Source organism: Neobacillus niacini (assembly GCF_031456445.1).
GTDB classification, from domain to species: domain Bacteria; phylum Bacillota; class Bacilli; order Bacillales; family Cytobacillaceae; genus Neobacillus; species Neobacillus niacini_I.
On record NZ_JAVDUQ010000032.1, the window covers coordinates 36,962 to 54,013 of the forward strand.

Here is a 17,052-nt window from a genome sequence, read left to right on the forward strand (position 1 = left end):
AAAAACGAGGTTCCAGACGGAGCCTCGTTTTTTAAACCAATTTTTCTCCATATACAATCAGTGGATGACACACTCCTTCATTAGTTTTTTTACAAAGAAGTCAGTAATAGAAATACATCTTTTAATTTATTTTGTTTTACTTTTAACCTCGGTGCTTATTTTTGGTCATTGAGGCAATTTTTCAGCTATGTTTGTAAAAGTATTGTTAATTTTGTCAAGAGTTAATAGCAATTTATACCTGGTTATATATAAAATACAAGGGTATTATATACTATTTTTTCGGAGGTAGTCCTTATGGACCAATACATAGCTAAAATTCAAAGAGTTTTAAGATTGGATAAATTAAAAATTGTAAGTAAGCAGAAATTTTCGTGGAATAATTTCTCTATTAGCCAAAAACTGTTTGTTACCTTTGGATTTACCATTTTTCTTTTTATTGTCTCCACCGTAATGGTTGGATTCGTTATTAGATCTGTTGTGAATGATATCCATGATACTGATGAAAAAGGCGACCGCGCAGTTAAAATAACAGAAATGGGTTCCCTCATTCGTTCTAAGGATATCTATATTGCTAACTACATAACTTTTTTACAAGAAGAAGATATAAAAGGATATCGAAAGGAAAGGAAGATACTTGATGATGAAATAAGTAAATTCCAAGAAAGGATTCAAAATAAAAATACACAGAAGTTGCTTGAAGACATTCGCAAGCGAAATGATCAAATTGATATGATCTTTAATAGCGAAGTAACACCTGCAGTTGTGAGGCTAGATATTGACATCTATACAAAAGCAAGGAAAAAAATTTCCACTCTAAGGGAAGAGAATCTTAATAGTTTGAACCAACTTAGGAACATAGTGTACCAAGAAAGAGATGCTTCTATAAAAAATGCCGAACGTCATACGAATTCATTAATTATCCTTCTTATCCTCACTGTAGCAATATCAACATTATTGAGTGGGATTGTACTATATTTTTTGACAAAGTCTATTCGGAATAATTTAGCTAAGGTTGTTTCAGTTAGTAAAAAAGTGGCAAATGGAGAGCTTGCAGTCGAAAATATACAATATGAAGGTAATGATGAAATTGGGGAATTAACATCTTCTGTAAATCGAATGAAGGAAAATCTATCAGAAATTGTTATAGGCATAATAGAAGTATCTAATGAAGTTCTAGCGAAGAGTGAAAAAGCAGAAAAATATGTAATTGACGTTAAGGAAAAAAGCAACTCCATCTCCCATACGATGTCATCTCTTACACTTAATACAGAGCAACAAGCACTTTCTACAAATGAAATATTGAACAGCTTTAACGTTTTTTACAGTGAACTAGAGGATGCTAATCAAAGTGGTCTTAATATAAGTAGCTCTTCAAAAGAAGTTCTTCAACATACTGCTAAAGGTAATCATTTGATGATCCAGTCAATTGAAGAGATGAAGTCTATTCATGAAATGGTACAATCATCTGTATTGAAAGTCACTAACCTTGAAAAACACAGTACTGAAATCAATAGATTAGTAGAAGTAATAAAATCTATTGCGTCCCAGACAAACCTGTTAGCATTAAATGCGGCTATAGAAGCTGCAAGAGCTGGAGATGCCGGAAAAGGGTTTGCTGTTGTAGCGGATGAGGTGCGTAAATTATCAATAGATGTCCAGTCGTATATTTCAGAAATAATACACATCGTTACTAGAATTCAAAATGAAACCAAAAGTGTTTCAGAATCACTTAAGGTTGGTTCATTCCAAGTAGAAGAAGGTAGAAACAATATCCTTCTTTCAGGTGGTAGCTTTAAAACAATTAATAGTAAAATGGATAGCATGGTGTTAGCCATCAATAATATGGCTCAAAATTTCCACCGTTTGAAGGATAATGGAGAGCAAATTGTGTCCTCTGTTCAAAAAATTACCGCTGCTACTCACGAAGTATCTAAGGGGACATTAGAATCGTCTACATCTATTCATCAACAATATGCTGAAATCAAAGGTATTACAAATGAGATTTTTGAAGTGGTGGCATGTGCAAACCGTTTGACAAATCTAGTGGGTAAATTTAGGTTGTAGATTTCTGTTAAAAATAATCTTTCTACTTATAGTTCATTTAAGTACTGAGTGTAACGGGGGCTTTAACACAATAAAGTAAAAAATTAAAGAGCCTAAAATATGCAAGTTCAATACACTACTTGCGTATTTTGGCTCTTTTTATCCTCATAAAAGATACTCCCATTATTAATTGCCATTATACATTTTACTGAAGAAAGAATATCTTATAGTTACTTAACAAGATAGCGGGCATCCGTAATTTTCTCTATTGTATCATCCTTTTTTCCTAGTAGGAGATTTTTACTTTCATCCATTCTAATTCCGGAATTACTATTTTTAATTGGTAAAATAACCTCAACCGTTGTTCCGTGATTAATCGAACTATCCATCTCGATCCATCCCCCATGGTCTTTAACAATTTTATAGCTAATCATTAAGCCCATTCCCGTTCCTTTTTCCTTTGTGCTGTAAAAAGGCTCTCCAATCTTTCTCATCCGTTCCTTAGAAATACCAGACCCTTCATCATTAAACCTGATTTTGACGAAGTCAGTCCCGTGACCCGACATTTGCACCTTAATCGTCCCACCATTTGGCATAGCTTCTACAGCATTTTGAAGAATTTGAATAAAAACTTGTTTCATTTGATTCCCATCACATTGAATAAGCGGCAAATTCAAATCAAATTCCTTCGTAATTTGGATATCATTCATAATAGATTGAGATTCGAAAAGGGAAAGAACTTGTTTTAGAAGAATGTTTAAGGATATTTCTTTTATTTTGCATACATTTGGTTTAGCCAAACTTAAAAATTCCTGGATAATTTCTTCTAATCTTTTAATCTCGGAAAACATTGTATCAAAATAAACAGGAAGATCGACCTCTTTTTGCAGCAACTGCACAAATCCTTTAATGGTTGTAAGCGGGTTCCGTATTTCGTGAGCAATACTTGAAGCTAACTGTCCAACGACGGAAAGTTTTTCAGATTTTCGAATCAGTTCCTCTGCTTGTTTTCGTTTTGTAATATCACGTGCCACAATAACAAATTGTTTTATTTTATCATTATGGAAAACTGGGGTTGCTTTAATCTCAAGATCAACCCAACCTCCATTCGCATATTTTAACCGAAATTCCGTTTGCATGGGATTCCTAGATAAAGCCATATCAGCATATTGGTTTTTAACTCGAACAACATCGTCGGGATGCATCATTTCAAAAATTAAATGTCCCTGATATACTTCAGGTGGATACCCCAATACCGTTTCGTGAGAAGGAGATGCATACTCGATTCTATTATTTAGATTGATCACCCTAATAAGATCCTGGGTATTTTCGGTTATAATACGGTACTTAGATTCACTTACCTTTAATGCTTCTTCTGCCTGTTTTAGTTTCGTAATATTGATACTAGCCCCAATAACTTCTGTTACGAAACCTCCCCTTCTAATCGGGCTCAATGAGGTGATATAGTAAATACCATTGATTTCCTTCTCATAGGTTACGTCCTCCTCACCGTCCCAAGCTTTCCGATAATATCTATCTAAATCCTCAGCAAAGGAGAGAGGTAGAAAATCACTTAGTTCTTTTCCAATCACTTGGTTTGGAGTAAGACCCATTCGATATAAAAGTTTACCATCACATAAAGTATGGATAAATTTACCTTCCATTTTTTTAAATTTAAAGAACAGACCTTGCTGCATTTTCACGCGATTAAGCATTTCCTGACGATTGTTTTCCATACTTTCCTTGATTCGGATCTGATAGTTCCTTTCTGGAGGGACTCCATCTCGAATCATCACCTGTTCGATTTGATTAAAATTCTTCACCAATTCTTTTGGCGGTAAAGGCTTACTAAATAAGTACCCTTGCCCAATATTACAAAGATTTTGCTGAAGATAATTTAATTGTTCCTTCGTTTCAATTCCCTCGGCTATAACACCCATTTTTAATTGGTGAGCCAGCTCAATAACGGATTTTACAATCGTTGCATCGTTTAAATCTGAAGTGCAATTGCGAATAAAAGATTGATCAATTTTAATTTTATCAATTGGAAGTTCATGTAAATATTGAAGGGAATTAAATCCTGTGCCAAAGTCATCCAAGCTAATTTGGACACCAATACTTTTCAATTCCTTAATTACTCTCGGAGCATGAAAGGCATCTAGCATAATTCCTTCTGTAATTTCAAAAATAAGACATTCGGGAGCATGCTTTGTTTCATTTAAAATTTGATTAACCCGCTGAACAAAATTCGGTTGATAAAGTTGGCGCGCGGAAAGATTAACAGACATGAGAAGAGGTAAATATCCCGCCTCCTGCCAAGCCTTATTTTGTAAACAAGCGGTGGTCAATACCCATTCTCCCAATTCAATAATGAATCCGGTCTCTTCTGCTAAAGGAATAAATTCCAATGGGGGAACTAAACCTTTTTCTGGATGATCCCAACGGATTAATGCTTCTACCCCTATGATTTTACCTGTTACTAAATCAAGTTTTGGTTGATAATAAAGGCGGAATTCTTTCCGCTCCATTGCCCTTTTTAGCTCTCTTTCTAATTGTAAGCTCTCATACGTACGTAACATCCTTGCTCGTTTCACCACCATATCCTATTACTCTCACATAAATAAAGACCAATCCATTCTACCGATTGGTCTTAAAACTATTAGAATCGGTAACTGGCTGGCATAATCAAATTTGATGTTAGCCCCTATAGCTTTGCGTCTTCATTTTTCAATGAATTTGCCTTTTTTCATTCAGTTAGATTGTCACAGCCCTAATGCACTAAAGCATACCTTTATACCCGCCTTATTTTAGGTATTAGGTCTTATCTTTACAATAGGATATATTTGGATGAAATTCAATACAAAAATCATTTTAGGTTCCACAGAGGTTCCACAGGGACGGTTCTCGTGGTCTATTTTAATCATTTCTTGGACCAAAAAAGCCGAAAGAACCGTCCCCATGGTTTCACGGGATTCTCCCTGTCCTTACTTCCTGATTTGGTTTACCCAAAGCATATCCTTGACCGTAGTGCACTCCTTGATCCTGTATAAAAGCCAATTCCTCCATTTTTTCTATTCCTTCTGCAATAATTTCAGTAGAAGATTGTTTTGCATATTCTATTATTAATTTCACCAATTGCTGTTGTTCCTTATTTTGATCAATATTTTGAATGAGTGACTTATCTAGTTTAATAAATTCAGGCTTTAAATAAACTAATGTTTTTAGACTATTATATCCAGAACCGACATCATCGATAGCGATTCGAAACCCTTGTGAACGATAATTGGAAAGGACCTTTTCAAACAGTTCAAACTCTGTAACAGCACTTTTCTCAGTCAATTCAAAAACGATCTGTTCGGGTTCAATTCCAAGGCTGGATAAAAGTTGAAGGGTTTCCCCACTTTGATAATTAGAATCGAGTAAAACATGGGGGTGGATATTGATAAAAAGCAATGGGGCTTTCTGTTGCCTATTCTCTTTATATCGATCAATAAAACGTTTCAGCGATATATTTCTACAAAAACATTCAAATAAAAACACTTGATTAGATTGTCCAACAAAATCATAAAACGTTTCTGTATCCGAAAATAAGGCTGTTACAGCAGGACGATTTAGAACTTCATATCCGATTGTTTCTCCTGAGTTTAATTTAAGAATCGGCTGAAAGTACGTATTCAAAGCATGATTTTTGATAATCCTTTGTAATTCCTTCAACCTCTTATAATATAAAATTTCATTCTTTCTTCTGTTATTTAGAAACTTTAAAAAGGAATAAAAATGATTCGTTCTTATAGTTGAAGCTAACGGTCGATTTATCTGACTATACATTTGCTGCACCTTCTTTAATTGGATACTCAATATTTTAATTACTTATAATTAAGCTAATGTTAATTTAACTTAAATTTTTGTTAACTTCATTGAAAAAATACCACAGGGACGGTTCTCGTGGTCTTTCCAAAACCGTCCCCATAGTCAGCTTTATGCTTTCGAGACAAATTCTTGCTGTTTGGAATTGGACAGTCGTTTGATTCCTTTCGCTTTCTTCAGTATTTCAAACTCGTTAACCATTCCTGCCTTTAATGGAACAAGAATCTTCTTATTGCATCACCTTCTATTGTATCTGCTATTTAAATTCTAACAAAGCTCGCATGGATACCAAAAAATCCACCATCTTGGTAATTCCAGAACTTCCACAGGGACGGTTCTGCTTTGGATAACGAGAACGTGGGGTGTGACCCCGCAACCAATCCTAGCTACTGAAAATCAGGTATCCTTCTTTTAAAATTACCTTTTTAAGAGAGAAATTACCTTTTTCAGTAAATTTCTAACACTAAATTGGGTCTCCTTTTTAACCTAATTTCGTTTACCCACCGCTTTTGGCTCTTTACCCACCACTCCGGGGCGTTTACATTCCGGTTCCCCCCTTTTACCCTCTGCTTTTAGCCATTTACCCTCCACTTCGCATTTTAGCTTCTGAAAATCAGGTATCCTTCTTTAAAAATGCCAAGAAACTGCTCTCAGCTTTTTCTAGTAATCTACAATTTTTTAAAACGGAATGTTTTTGATTATGATGGAAATAGAATAAAAAAGAGAAGTGCGCTAACACTTCTCCTTGCAACTCTTACGTTATTCATTTGCTAGATTACATAATTACGTAGTTTACCAATATTCTCTACTTCTACCGTTACAACATCGCCAGCCTTCATTGGACAACTGCCAGAAGGTGAACCAGTAGCCAATACGTCCCCTGGCTCCAGTGTCATAACCTGTGAAATCCAACTGATCAGGAAAGGAATGGAAAGCGACATCTGATTCGTATTCCCATCTTGTACGACTTTTCCATTCAAAGTTGTAACGATGCGTAAATTCGTTGGATCAATACCTGTCACAATCCACGGACCCAATGGACCAAAAGTATCAAAGCCTTTTGCGCGTGTAAATTGGGGATCCTTTTTGGTAAGATCTCTTGCCGTTACATCATTAAAGATCGTACAGCCAAAAACATAATCCATTGCCTCTTCCACTTTTATATTTTTGCCACGTTTCCCAATGACAAGGGCGACTTCCCCCTCCAATTCCACCTGCTGGGTTAAATCACTTGACGGAAGAATGATATCCCCTTCATTTGGAATCAAGGAAGATGCCGGTTTTAAGAACAAAAAGGGTTCTTTGCGATTGGCCTCCCCACCAGTCTCTTTAGCGTGTCCAGCATAGGTCCAGCCAAAATTAATCACTTTTGATGGAGCTACGGGCTCCAAAATTTTTACATCACTTAATTTAACCCTTACACCATCATATTTCAGTTCATTGTTCGCAATCTCAGCGAAATTACTGGACAATTGTAAAATTTCATCATCCTCAACCATTCCGTAATGTACGTTACCATTCGAATTCTCATAGCGAACGATGGTTTGAGTTTTTTGTAGAACCTTCACTACTCTATCAACTCCATTTATTGATTCAATCATTGCACTTCCCCTAAAATACAAATCCGAGCTCCATCATGAAGCATATTGTTTTAGGTAGATGCTATGTAATCGGGCATGACGATCCTAAGTAACCTCTCCATCGCAAAAGGATCGTCAACGCACTCGCGCAACGCGTACTTACATTAGCTATTATATAATTAAACGATTAAAAATCAATAAATTGTTCTCAATCTGCGCACATTTTTCCAGCATTACCAATTTCCCCAAATTACACCATATTACCGTTGATAATCCAAGTGTCTGGCTTTTTGAATAGGAAAACGAGTTGGCACATATAATCATTCGTTTGGCCCATATATCCGGAATAGGGAACATAAACCATAGCGAATGGAACATATAGTAAAAAATCTATTGAAAAAGGGGTTCAAAACGGGGCCAGATCCTCAAAAATTAGTTATCTAAGACACAATTGAAAGGAAAAAACACCTATCCCAGGCATTCACCTAACTTATTGGCAAGGAAAACGTCGTTTGGCACATATAATCATTCGTTTGGTCCATATATCCGGAATAGGGAACATAAACCATACCGAATGGAACATAAAGTAGATAGACAATTGAAAGGGGCAGGCACTATAAAAAAAAGAACCCCCAAAAGGCCCCAAATCAACCTACCCTATTTTTCTGCACGGATCTTCCACCTCATTAGGTAGTCTTACGATTTCTTCGGATGTCCTAGGTAGCTATACTTCCATACTTCAATGAACAAAAATTCCTTCCGTACAACAATCTTCGACATCTCCCTATTTAATCAAACGATTGATTAAATAGGTCTCAAACCCCTTTGAAAAACGAACATGGTCCTGTTTTTCTGAAAAATAATTGTCGATGGATTTTCCTCGTTTTTTCTATTAATCTACAATCTTCTCGAAAAGTATCAATTTTTGATTGGTTTCTACAAAAATCCTTCCCAATCAAACGTTTGATTAGAATTGAGAAAATCATGGTTAAATAAGGATTTCCTTCTTCCCTTCAGTAAAAAGTTTGTCAAATCTTGCGCCCTCATGATGAAACACTCCCTAAATTCCGGATGGTACCTGGCACCTGATTTTTATTTTCCAGCACCATGTCCTTTTCCTCGATTTTTCTATATATAAAAGGTGTAAGGAGGAGGTGATAAACAATGGCACAGGCGCGATTAACTACGACGAAGCTTCGTATCGTATTTGAAACAGGCGTGGACGGTGAAGGAAATCCAATTTTACGATCCAAGACCTTCAGCAATGTCAAAAAAGAGGCAACAGCAGATCAGCTCTATCAGGCAGCACAAGCCATCTTTGTATTGTGTAACGACACGTTAAGCCGCATCGAGAAAAACGACAGTTCCGATTTATTTGTCTAATGAGTCATTCAATTTTGAGGATGGGAGGTGAAGGAATTGGCTAAAACATTGGAATTACAATTTGTAACGGCTACCGGAAAAATTGCCCGAATTACCGTTGATAATCCAAAGGAACCGATTGATGAGGCAGTTGTGAAGCAATCAATGGATCAAATCGTAAGCTCAGGTGCTTTCTATACAGGAAGCGGGGATCTTGTTTCGTCAAAGGGAGCAAGAGTAGTAGAACGTAATATTACAGATTATGAGCTTGTTTAGTAAAGGAGGGGCCGGGTTCTTTTAGAAACCGGTCTCTTTTAATAGAATGAAAGGAGGTAGCCGAAAATGGAGCAAATCATTCCGATCATTAGTGAAGTCGGGTTTCCAATCGTTGTGACACTCTATTTGCTTTATCGGATTGAGGCAAAGCTTGATATGGTGGTCCAGTCCATTCAAAGCCTGCCGGAGCGGATGAAGGGGCAAATATAGGAAATTCCACAGGGATGGTTCTCATCGTTTTATTAGAACCGTCCCCATGGTCTCTATTTTGAACTACTAAAATGATATTTGTACACTACCGGGCACTTCCTATGATTTATCTGCGTTAAATTCGATTTTATCTGCGATTCCGAGGAGTTTATCTGCGTAAATACAGCGTTTATCTGCGTACCGAAGCATTTTATCTGCGAACCTAAGAAAGCCAAGAATGCCACAAGAGTTCCACAGGGACGGTTCTCTTAGTCTTTTATTCATTTCTTGGACCAAAAGTCCCCATGGTCAGGTGATACATTGCAGGTCAATCTCATCAACAAATTCGACGAAGGCTTTTACTACATTCAATTCTAAGGATTCTTCATGGTAGAACATCCATGTGTCGCGTATGATTTTTTCTCCATCTTTGTTTTTAATTTCAATTTTGTTGATATTGCCGAGATCACTTATAGTCATACTTGGTAAAATAGCGTAACCTAAGCCATAACCAAGCATTTTTTTGCATGTATCAGCTTTATCCACATTAATGCTGACTAAAGGAGGCTGGGAGTAATTTTCAGTCCACCAATTATCAATGACGGTTTTGAATAATGGATCAGTCCGATAATCAATTCTAGGTAAATTAGGCAGGTTGTGAATATCAATTTCTTCTTTAGAAGCAATACAAATACTTTCTTCTAAGAGCAGTTTCTTTTGATCTTTCCAGCTATAGTCCCCTTTTAAAAAACCAACATGAATATCATGATTGTAAATTAGATGGGCAATATCGCTGCTAAATCCTGATGTTACTTTGAACTCAACATCAGGGAACTTATCTTTAAAAATTTTTAAAAGCCCAGGAAGTTTATAATCCGTAAAGAAAGTAGATACACCTAATCGTAATGTACCTGATATTTTATCCTCCATATTAAGAACAGTTTCTTTAACCTTTTGGATTCGTAATAATATTTCATGAGCACTTTTTGCAAGGTATTCACCTTGTGGGGTAAATTGGACTCCGCGCCAGTTTCTATTAACGATTTTGACTCCAAAGTGGGTTTCCATTGTTTTTAAACGATTGGTTAAAGCTGGCTGGGAAATATGCAATATTTTAGCTGTATTTGTTATATTTTTCTCTTGATAAAGGGTTTCCAAAACAATCCAGTCTCTTTCGTCCATCCGTATCGCCTCGTTCCTCTCAAGGAATAATTTTTTATTATGGACTACAATATTATTTCGATATTTTATTTATCGCTTTGATTATACTATATTTATTGTACGTAATCTTTAATGGCAGTGTATTTTTGATGAGAGAAGGCTGGTTTTTATGAATAGAAAAAAATCCTTTTTACGTTGTGTTTGTTTTATATCAATAAGTAGCTTGGGAGGATTTCTTATTTCGTTGACGGGTCTATCCATTGGATGGATGATTGGCTCGTTTTTGACTGCTGCTTTCCTTTCATTTTGGAAGCCATCACTTTTAAGGAGTGATTCCAATCAAAAGGGCATGCCAAAATACTGGTTATTTATGGGGCAGCTTATTTTAGGGATTGAACTGGGGCAAAAAATAAACCTGACTTTTTTGAATGTTTTTAAAGAAAATTGGATTGCCATTATTCTTATGCTTCTTCTTTCTATCTTTTTTTCTTTACTTTCCGGCTTCGTACTTTGGAAATACAGTAATAGCGATATGCTGACCAGCTTTTTCGGAACTGCACCGGGCGGATTGTCTGCCATGCCTGGGATTGCTGAAGAGGCAGGGGCTAATACTGCTGTCGTCAGCATTATTCAAACAATGCGTGTTTTTTTAGTGATACTAACAATTCCTATCATTGCTTCCTCCTGGGCTTTCTTTGGAAACCTGGCGAATCATCCCACCTTTTCTGTTAGGACTGACTCTAACTTTAATATCGGATCGTTACTTTGGACATTTGTATTAATTGGATTTGCATATATTGGCTCCCTTTTAGGCAAATATTTAAAGCTTCCTGCCCCTTGGCTAATCGGAAGCATGGTTGGTGTTGCCATTGTCCAATCTCTCAGTTCATTGTTAATGGGCAGAGATATAATTTCATGGTGGCCACATGAAGTAATCATTTTGTCACAAATTATGATTGCAGCTAGTATCGGCTCACGTTTTCACAAAAGTATGTTTATAGGTTTAAAACGGACGATAACAGTTTCATTCTTAAGTACTGTTGGTCTGATTGGTTCGATGTTTATTTGTGCCATTTTAGTTGCTAAAATAACAGGGATCTCACTTATAACCTCTATTCTTGCATTCGCACCAGGCGGGATTGCTGAAATGACAACAACTTCTGTTGTCCTAGGCGGAGACTCTACCTTTGTTGTAGCAGTACAGGTCCTTCGGATCTTTTTTATTTGTATTTTTTTACCGCAAGTTTTTCGATTGTTAAATTATAGAGAGCAAAATAAACAAGTATTATCTAAACATCCGCATAATTTTTAATATATTAAGATCAATGTTGTTTGTATAATAGATATAAAGGAAATTTATATTTCACCGCCAATTAAAAAGCAAAAGGAGCAGCTCTTTCTGTGGATCCAAATGAAAAAAATCTAGAAGATTTAATATTAAAATTGAAAGAAATGATTCAGTCTTCCGGATATAATAATGAAGATATTGTCTTTCTTTGCATTGGTTCAGACCGTTCTGTAGGTGATTCATTGGGCCCTTTGGTCGGGACGATGCTTAATGAACATCTGGTGCCCTATGGTGTTTACGGTACATTAGAAAAACCTGTTCATGCATTTAATTTAAAAGATACGTTAAAAGAAATTAATAAGAAATTTAAAAGGCCGCTCATTATTTGTGTGGATGCTAGCTTAGGCGATCAAACTCAAGTTGGTCGTGTTTTATTCAATGAAGGGCCACTTTTTCCAGGAAGTGCCCTTAAAAAAGTATTGCCCGTAGTGGGAGACTATCATATTGTTGGGATAGTCAATTATCTCGATCCGATGCCATCCACGCAATTCTTAAATGATACCCGCCTCTATACTGTTATGAACCTTGCAAAAACAATTGTTAAAATTATTACTCAAGCTGTAGGCGAGAACTGCGAAACCTTTTAATAAAGTGGGGCTGTCCTAAAAACCAAAGATGAATGGTTTTAGGACAGCCCCGTTTCGTTAAAAATATTAAAATAGGGTGATAGCTCCAGTTAAGATAGCAATAATGATAAGGATTAAAGAACAAAATAAAGCCCATTTAAATGCATACTTTTGTAGCTCACCTATATCTTTTTTAACCATTCCCACTAGTAAAAGAGTCGATGCCACAAGAGGGCTTAAAAAATGAACAGGTTGTCCCAATACGGAAGCTCTGGCAATTTCTAAAGGACTAATTCCATAAGTAGCTCCAGCTTCAGCCAAGATAGGCAAAACCCCGAAATAATATGCGTCATTCGATAAAACAAATGTAAACGGCATACTAGTTAAGGCAACGACGAAAGGTAAGGAGGAACCTAAGGATTCCGGAATGAGGGCCACTAACGAATGGGCGATTGCATCGACCATTTTGGTTCCCTCAAAAATTCCAGTGAAAATACCTGCTGCAAATACTAATGAGACAACAACGATCGCATTTCCTGCATGTTCCTGGATTCGCTCCCTTTGCTGTTCTAAATTAGGATAATTTAGAATAGAAGCAAGAACAAAGCCGATTAGGAATAAAACTGGGGCCGGTAATAAACCCAATATAAGAATAACCATGATAGTTACTGTTAAAAGAAGATTGAGCCATATTAATTTAGGTCGCTTTATATCAGATTGTATGGCGGCCGCTACAGCTGCTTCACCAAGAGCCATTTTCATTTCAGGAGCAGTTTTAATCTCAACAACACCGATTCTCTTGCGCTCTTTTTTTCCAAGTAAAAAGGCAGTAAAAAGTATAGATGCTATTCCAGCAAGCAGGGTTGGAATAATCGGTACAAAGAATTCATTTGCATCCAGGCCTAAAGATGCGATAGCTCTTGTAGCCGGCCCTCCCCATGGCGTTAGGCCGCTTATAATGCTGACTGAAAGCATAGAAATGGTTGCAAGAATCATAGGATTCATACCAAGTCTCAAATACAGCGGCAGCATTGCAGAAATTGTAATCATATGAGTCGTGGTACCATCACCATCAAGCGCTACCGTCATGGCGATTATTCCCGTTCCTATCGCAATTTTAATAGGATCACCTTTAACAATTTTCAACATAGTTTTAATAAGTGGATCAAATAAGCCTGCGTCTATCAAAACTCCGAAAAACAAAATGGCAAACAGCAGTAATGCAGCAGAAGGTGCAACTACTTTTAATCCTGCCAGCATCATATCCCCAAGCTTGGAACTAAATCCGCCAATGATGGCAAAAACAATCGGGACAATCGTTAAAGCAGTAACCGGTGATAGCCGCTTGGACATAATTAAATACGTAAATACAACGACCATAGAAATTCCAAGAAAAGTAAGAATAATAATCCCCCCTAAAATAGTAATCGCTTACATCTCGTATAACAACAATCGGCAGATTATATAACTGTTTCCTCTGTTCAAATGTTGTAATATTTACTGTTTTAAAAATAATATAAATATTATGATAAGTAAAATAAAAGTTTTCTTGTTAGTTTTTAAAAAAATTTTTATAATCTGTTTTTTAACAAAAATAAAAGAGCACAATCATATGAATTTTGATTGTGCTCTTTTACTAAGGCTCTTTTCGTAAACTTTGTTGCTTTTGGAGCTAATAAGGGTCAAATACTTAAGTTTCTAGGCAATTTTCGTAAATGTTCTTACGAAAAGATGTCCCGAAGCATTTTATTATACGGGTTGATAAACTTATACGAAAAACAACAATCTATGCGAAAGTAGCCTTTACTAAAGATTAGCATCGTTGTTTAAAAATTCAATGAATTTTTTAACAGAGGTTAACTGTAATGAATCCTCATTATACATTAACCATGTATTTCGTAATACCGGTTCTCCATTTTTGTAGGATAAACCGTAAGTATGCAAGTTATCCGATGGCTGCATGCATATTTCCGGCAAAATGGAAACACCTAGATCGTTTTTAACCATTTCTTTGCATGTCTCCTGCCGATCTGTTTCCATGGTTACTAATGGAGGATCTGAAAATCGGTCATGCCACCAGCCATTTATCAATCCTTTTAAGGAGCTGTCTGTTTTATAATTTATAAACGGGAGATTAGGCAAGTTTTCCAGTTCTACTTCTCTTTTAGAAATTAAACAAAGTCTTTCTTTATGCAACAGGGTTTTGATTCCATACCACTCATAATTACCCCGTAATATACCTAATTGAACACTGGCGGAATCAAGAAGATGCATAATTTCTGTACTCCATCCTGTATTCACATTAAATTGTACATGAGGAAATTTGGTAGAAAACTGTTTTAATATTTTAGGAAGTTTATATTGTGCAAAGTTACTGGATACCCCCAGCCTAAGTGTGCCTCTTACCTCATTTTGCATATTTAACATATAATCCTTCGTTTTTTGGAGCTTTTTAATCATTTCTTCTGCATATTCGGCTAAATGTATCCCTTCAGAAGTAAATTCGATTCCACCTTTTATTTTAAAAAATATACTTGTTCCAAATTCTTTTTCCAAATTTTTAAGCCGGTAAGTTAAAGCTGGTTGAGAAATATATAAACGCTCAGCAGCACGGGAGATATTTTTTTCTTCATATAATACCTTTAAAAAGGCCCAGTCTTTTTCGTCCATACCAACCACCTCTTCTGTTGGATTATAAGTTTTTTTTTGCCTTTTTAACAAAAAATATGTATTTCACTTATGAATAGAGTTATCATACTATATTTTCAAAGGAACCGATAGTGTTAAATTTTTAATATAAAGGTGGTAAATTGCAATGAAAGTACCAATAGTTTTGATGCGAGGTGGAACAAGTAAAGGCGTTTTCCTTAAATATGAACATATGCCTTCAAACCATGCTAATTGGGAAGAGTTCTTACTTGATGTAATGGGCAGTCCAGACCGCAGACAGATTGATGGTCTGGGAGGAGCCAATTCTCTAACTAGTAAAGCAGCAATTATCAAAAAATCAGATTCACCGGATTTTGATGTCGAGTACACATTTGCACAAATAAGCATTGATAATAAAATGGTAGATTTTAAAGGAAATTGTGGAAATATATCATCTGCGGTAGGGCCATATGCCATTGAACAAGGACTAGTCCCGGTTAAAGAGCCAGTTACAAAAGTAAGAATTTACAACACAAACACACAAAAAATCATTACAGCTGAAGTGGAAATTGAAAACGGGAAAGTAAAAACGGAAGGAATCTGTTCCATACCAGGAGTGCCTGGTACAGGATCCCCCATCTACCTTTCCTTCGGACGCCCTGAAGGAGCTGTAACCGGGAAAATTTTTCCCACAGGTAAACCGATTGATATGATTAAAACAAATGATAGGTTATTTCCTGTTTCGATTATTGACGCCGCCAATCCACTCGTTTTTATCAGAGCACAAGATTTTGGTCTGTCTGGAAATGAATTACCATCTGACTTTACACAGGAAAAATTAACTGAGTTAGAGGAAGTTCGAAAAATTGCAGCCGAAATGTGTGGATTTGCTGATCGGGAGTCCGCAACGATTAAATCTCCGGCTGTCCCTAAATTAACAATAATTGCTCCACCTATGGACCACATAGATGCGAACGGAAATAAAAGGAATGCCTTAGACATGGATTTGATGATTAGAATGATGTCCATGCAAAAGCCGCATCAAGCTCTTGCTATCACTGGAGCCATTTGTACAACTTATGGGGCCTTTCTAGAGGGAACCATATTATCAGATATGGTAGACATTAAACAGGAAGTTTTTCGATTAGCCCACCCTGCAGGCATTATGGAGACAAAAGTAGATTTTCTAGCCGGTTACATACAGGCGATTAAAGTGGTTCGAACTGCCAGAACCATTTTAGAAGGCTACGTTTATACAAAAAATAATTACGAGATTACCTATCAAATTGCATAATCACACTTGGTTTTTATTAATTCTCAAATTCAACTTAAAATAATTTGGAGGCTTTCAAATGTGGGTCATCACTCTCTACCTAAAAGAAAATATTACGATGTTTGAATATGAGAACGAAAAGGAAGCAAAAGAAGCTTTTAAAAAAATAAAAGGTAACAAAATTCTTTCTGAAATTGTTTATTATGATCTTCCTTCTTTTGTATAAAAAATAGCAGAGTGGCAGTTTCCTAATTAACATTATTTAAATCAATGTTAATTCATAGAGTAGGAGGGGTAATTGACCCCGACCTCTCACACCACCGTAGGTACGGTTCCGTATACAGCGGCGGTTCAATAGCTTAAGTATCGACGCTCATATAAATGGTTAAGGTCTTTAAGACCCCATTTGGTGAGCGTTTTGTTTATAATTCCTTTATGTAGTGTTTCGCTAGCTGAAATCCTCCAATAAACCTTTCGGGTGTTTGCCACCTTCCAGGCTTCTTCGTGCATTATTCCCAATCTTCTAATTCCACAGGGGCAGTTCTCTTGGTCTACATTTCTTTGGATTCATCAATGCTGTCCGAATGCGCCCTTGATTCGGATACGATTGACCTTGGGAGCACCCAAGCTGTCCGAATGTGCCCCTGATTCAGACACGATTGACCTTGGGAGCACATAAGCTGTCCGAATGAACCCTGATTCAGACACGATTGACCTTGGGAGCATCAATGCTGTCCG

General features: G+C 36.4%; 14 protein-coding genes and 1 riboswitch. Of the genes, 8 read left to right on the forward strand and 6 right to left on the reverse strand.

The window, feature by feature from the left end:
- Window positions 1-294 precede the first annotated feature (294 nt).
- Window positions 295-2,064, forward strand: a complete 1,770-nt coding sequence (locus J2Y67_RS21355; RefSeq protein WP_310177328.1) for a methyl-accepting chemotaxis protein — start codon at window positions 295-297, stop codon at window positions 2,062-2,064.
- A 209-nt stretch (window positions 2,065-2,273) separates the two neighbouring features.
- On the opposite strand, the gene J2Y67_RS21360 is transcribed toward J2Y67_RS21355, so the two are convergent.
- From J2Y67_RS21360 to J2Y67_RS21370, 3 genes are all read right to left on the reverse strand, one after another.
- A complete protein-coding gene (locus J2Y67_RS21360; protein ID WP_310177329.1) occupies window positions 2,274-4,643 on the reverse strand; it encodes an EAL domain-containing protein in 2,370 nt (789 codons plus the stop codon).
- Between the two features lie 64 nt (window positions 4,644-4,707).
- A riboswitch (cyclic di-GMP riboswitch) is annotated at window positions 4,708-4,794 on the reverse strand.
- 213 nt (window positions 4,795-5,007) lie between these two features.
- Complete coding sequence (locus J2Y67_RS21365; protein WP_310177330.1) at window positions 5,008-5,757, reverse strand: EAL domain-containing protein; 750 nt, start codon at window positions 5,755-5,757, stop codon at window positions 5,008-5,010.
- 923 nt (window positions 5,758-6,680) lie between these two features.
- The gene (locus tag J2Y67_RS21370) at window positions 6,681-7,511 is read right to left on the reverse strand and encodes a fumarylacetoacetate hydrolase family protein (protein WP_310177332.1); all 831 of its coding nucleotides are present in this window, start codon (window positions 7,509-7,511) and stop codon (window positions 6,681-6,683) included.
- 1,143 nt (window positions 7,512-8,654) lie between these two features.
- Between J2Y67_RS21370 and J2Y67_RS21375 the strand changes: the two genes are divergently transcribed.
- The 3 genes from J2Y67_RS21375 (at window position 8,655) to J2Y67_RS21385 (ending at window position 9,338) form a co-directional block, all read left to right on the forward strand.
- Complete coding sequence (locus J2Y67_RS21375; protein ID WP_310177333.1) at window positions 8,655-8,873, forward strand: DUF1659 domain-containing protein; 219 nt, start codon at window positions 8,655-8,657, stop codon at window positions 8,871-8,873.
- A gap of 36 nt (window positions 8,874-8,909) precedes the next feature.
- Window positions 8,910-9,128, forward strand: coding sequence for a DUF2922 domain-containing protein (locus tag J2Y67_RS21380; RefSeq protein ID WP_198312519.1), 219 nt, complete (start codon window positions 8,910-8,912; stop codon window positions 9,126-9,128).
- A 66-nt stretch (window positions 9,129-9,194) separates the two neighbouring features.
- The gene (locus J2Y67_RS21385; protein WP_310177337.1) at window positions 9,195-9,338 is read left to right on the forward strand and encodes a YvrJ family protein; all 144 of its coding nucleotides are present in this window, start codon (window positions 9,195-9,197) and stop codon (window positions 9,336-9,338) included.
- Between the two features lie 288 nt (window positions 9,339-9,626).
- Here the strand turns inward: J2Y67_RS21385 and J2Y67_RS21390 are convergent, their stop codons facing one another.
- The gene (locus tag J2Y67_RS21390; RefSeq protein ID WP_310177339.1) at window positions 9,627-10,499 is read right to left on the reverse strand and encodes a LysR family transcriptional regulator; all 873 of its coding nucleotides are present in this window, start codon (window positions 10,497-10,499) and stop codon (window positions 9,627-9,629) included.
- Window positions 10,500-10,647: 148 nt separating this feature from the next.
- Between J2Y67_RS21390 and J2Y67_RS21395 the strand changes: the two genes are divergently transcribed.
- The gene (locus tag J2Y67_RS21395; protein ID WP_310177342.1) at window positions 10,648-11,790 is read left to right on the forward strand and encodes an AbrB family transcriptional regulator; all 1,143 of its coding nucleotides are present in this window, start codon (window positions 10,648-10,650) and stop codon (window positions 11,788-11,790) included.
- Between the two features lie 89 nt (window positions 11,791-11,879).
- A complete protein-coding gene (gene yyaC, locus J2Y67_RS21400) occupies window positions 11,880-12,413 on the forward strand; it encodes a spore protease YyaC (RefSeq protein ID WP_310177343.1) in 534 nt (177 codons plus the stop codon).
- 66 nt (window positions 12,414-12,479) lie between these two features.
- Here the strand turns inward: yyaC and J2Y67_RS21405 are convergent, their stop codons facing one another.
- Window positions 12,480-13,796 carry a CitMHS family transporter gene (locus J2Y67_RS21405; protein WP_310177371.1) on the reverse strand — a complete coding sequence of 439 codons (1,317 nt, stop codon included), beginning with the start codon at window positions 13,794-13,796 and terminating at the stop codon, window positions 12,480-12,482.
- A gap of 402 nt (window positions 13,797-14,198) precedes the next feature.
- On the reverse strand, window positions 14,199-15,062 hold the full coding sequence (locus J2Y67_RS21410) for a LysR family transcriptional regulator (protein WP_310177346.1): 864 nt from the start codon (window positions 15,060-15,062) through the stop codon (window positions 14,199-14,201).
- A gap of 145 nt (window positions 15,063-15,207) precedes the next feature.
- Here J2Y67_RS21410 and J2Y67_RS21415 point away from each other — a divergent pair, with 145 nt between their 5' ends.
- Window positions 15,208-16,335, forward strand: a complete 1,128-nt coding sequence (locus J2Y67_RS21415; protein WP_310177348.1) for a 2-methylaconitate cis-trans isomerase PrpF family protein — start codon at window positions 15,208-15,210, stop codon at window positions 16,333-16,335.
- 58 nt (window positions 16,336-16,393) lie between these two features.
- Window positions 16,394-16,540, forward strand: a complete 147-nt coding sequence (locus tag J2Y67_RS21420) for a hypothetical protein (protein WP_310177349.1) — start codon at window positions 16,394-16,396, stop codon at window positions 16,538-16,540.
- The last annotated feature ends 512 nt before the right edge of the window (window positions 16,541-17,052 follow it).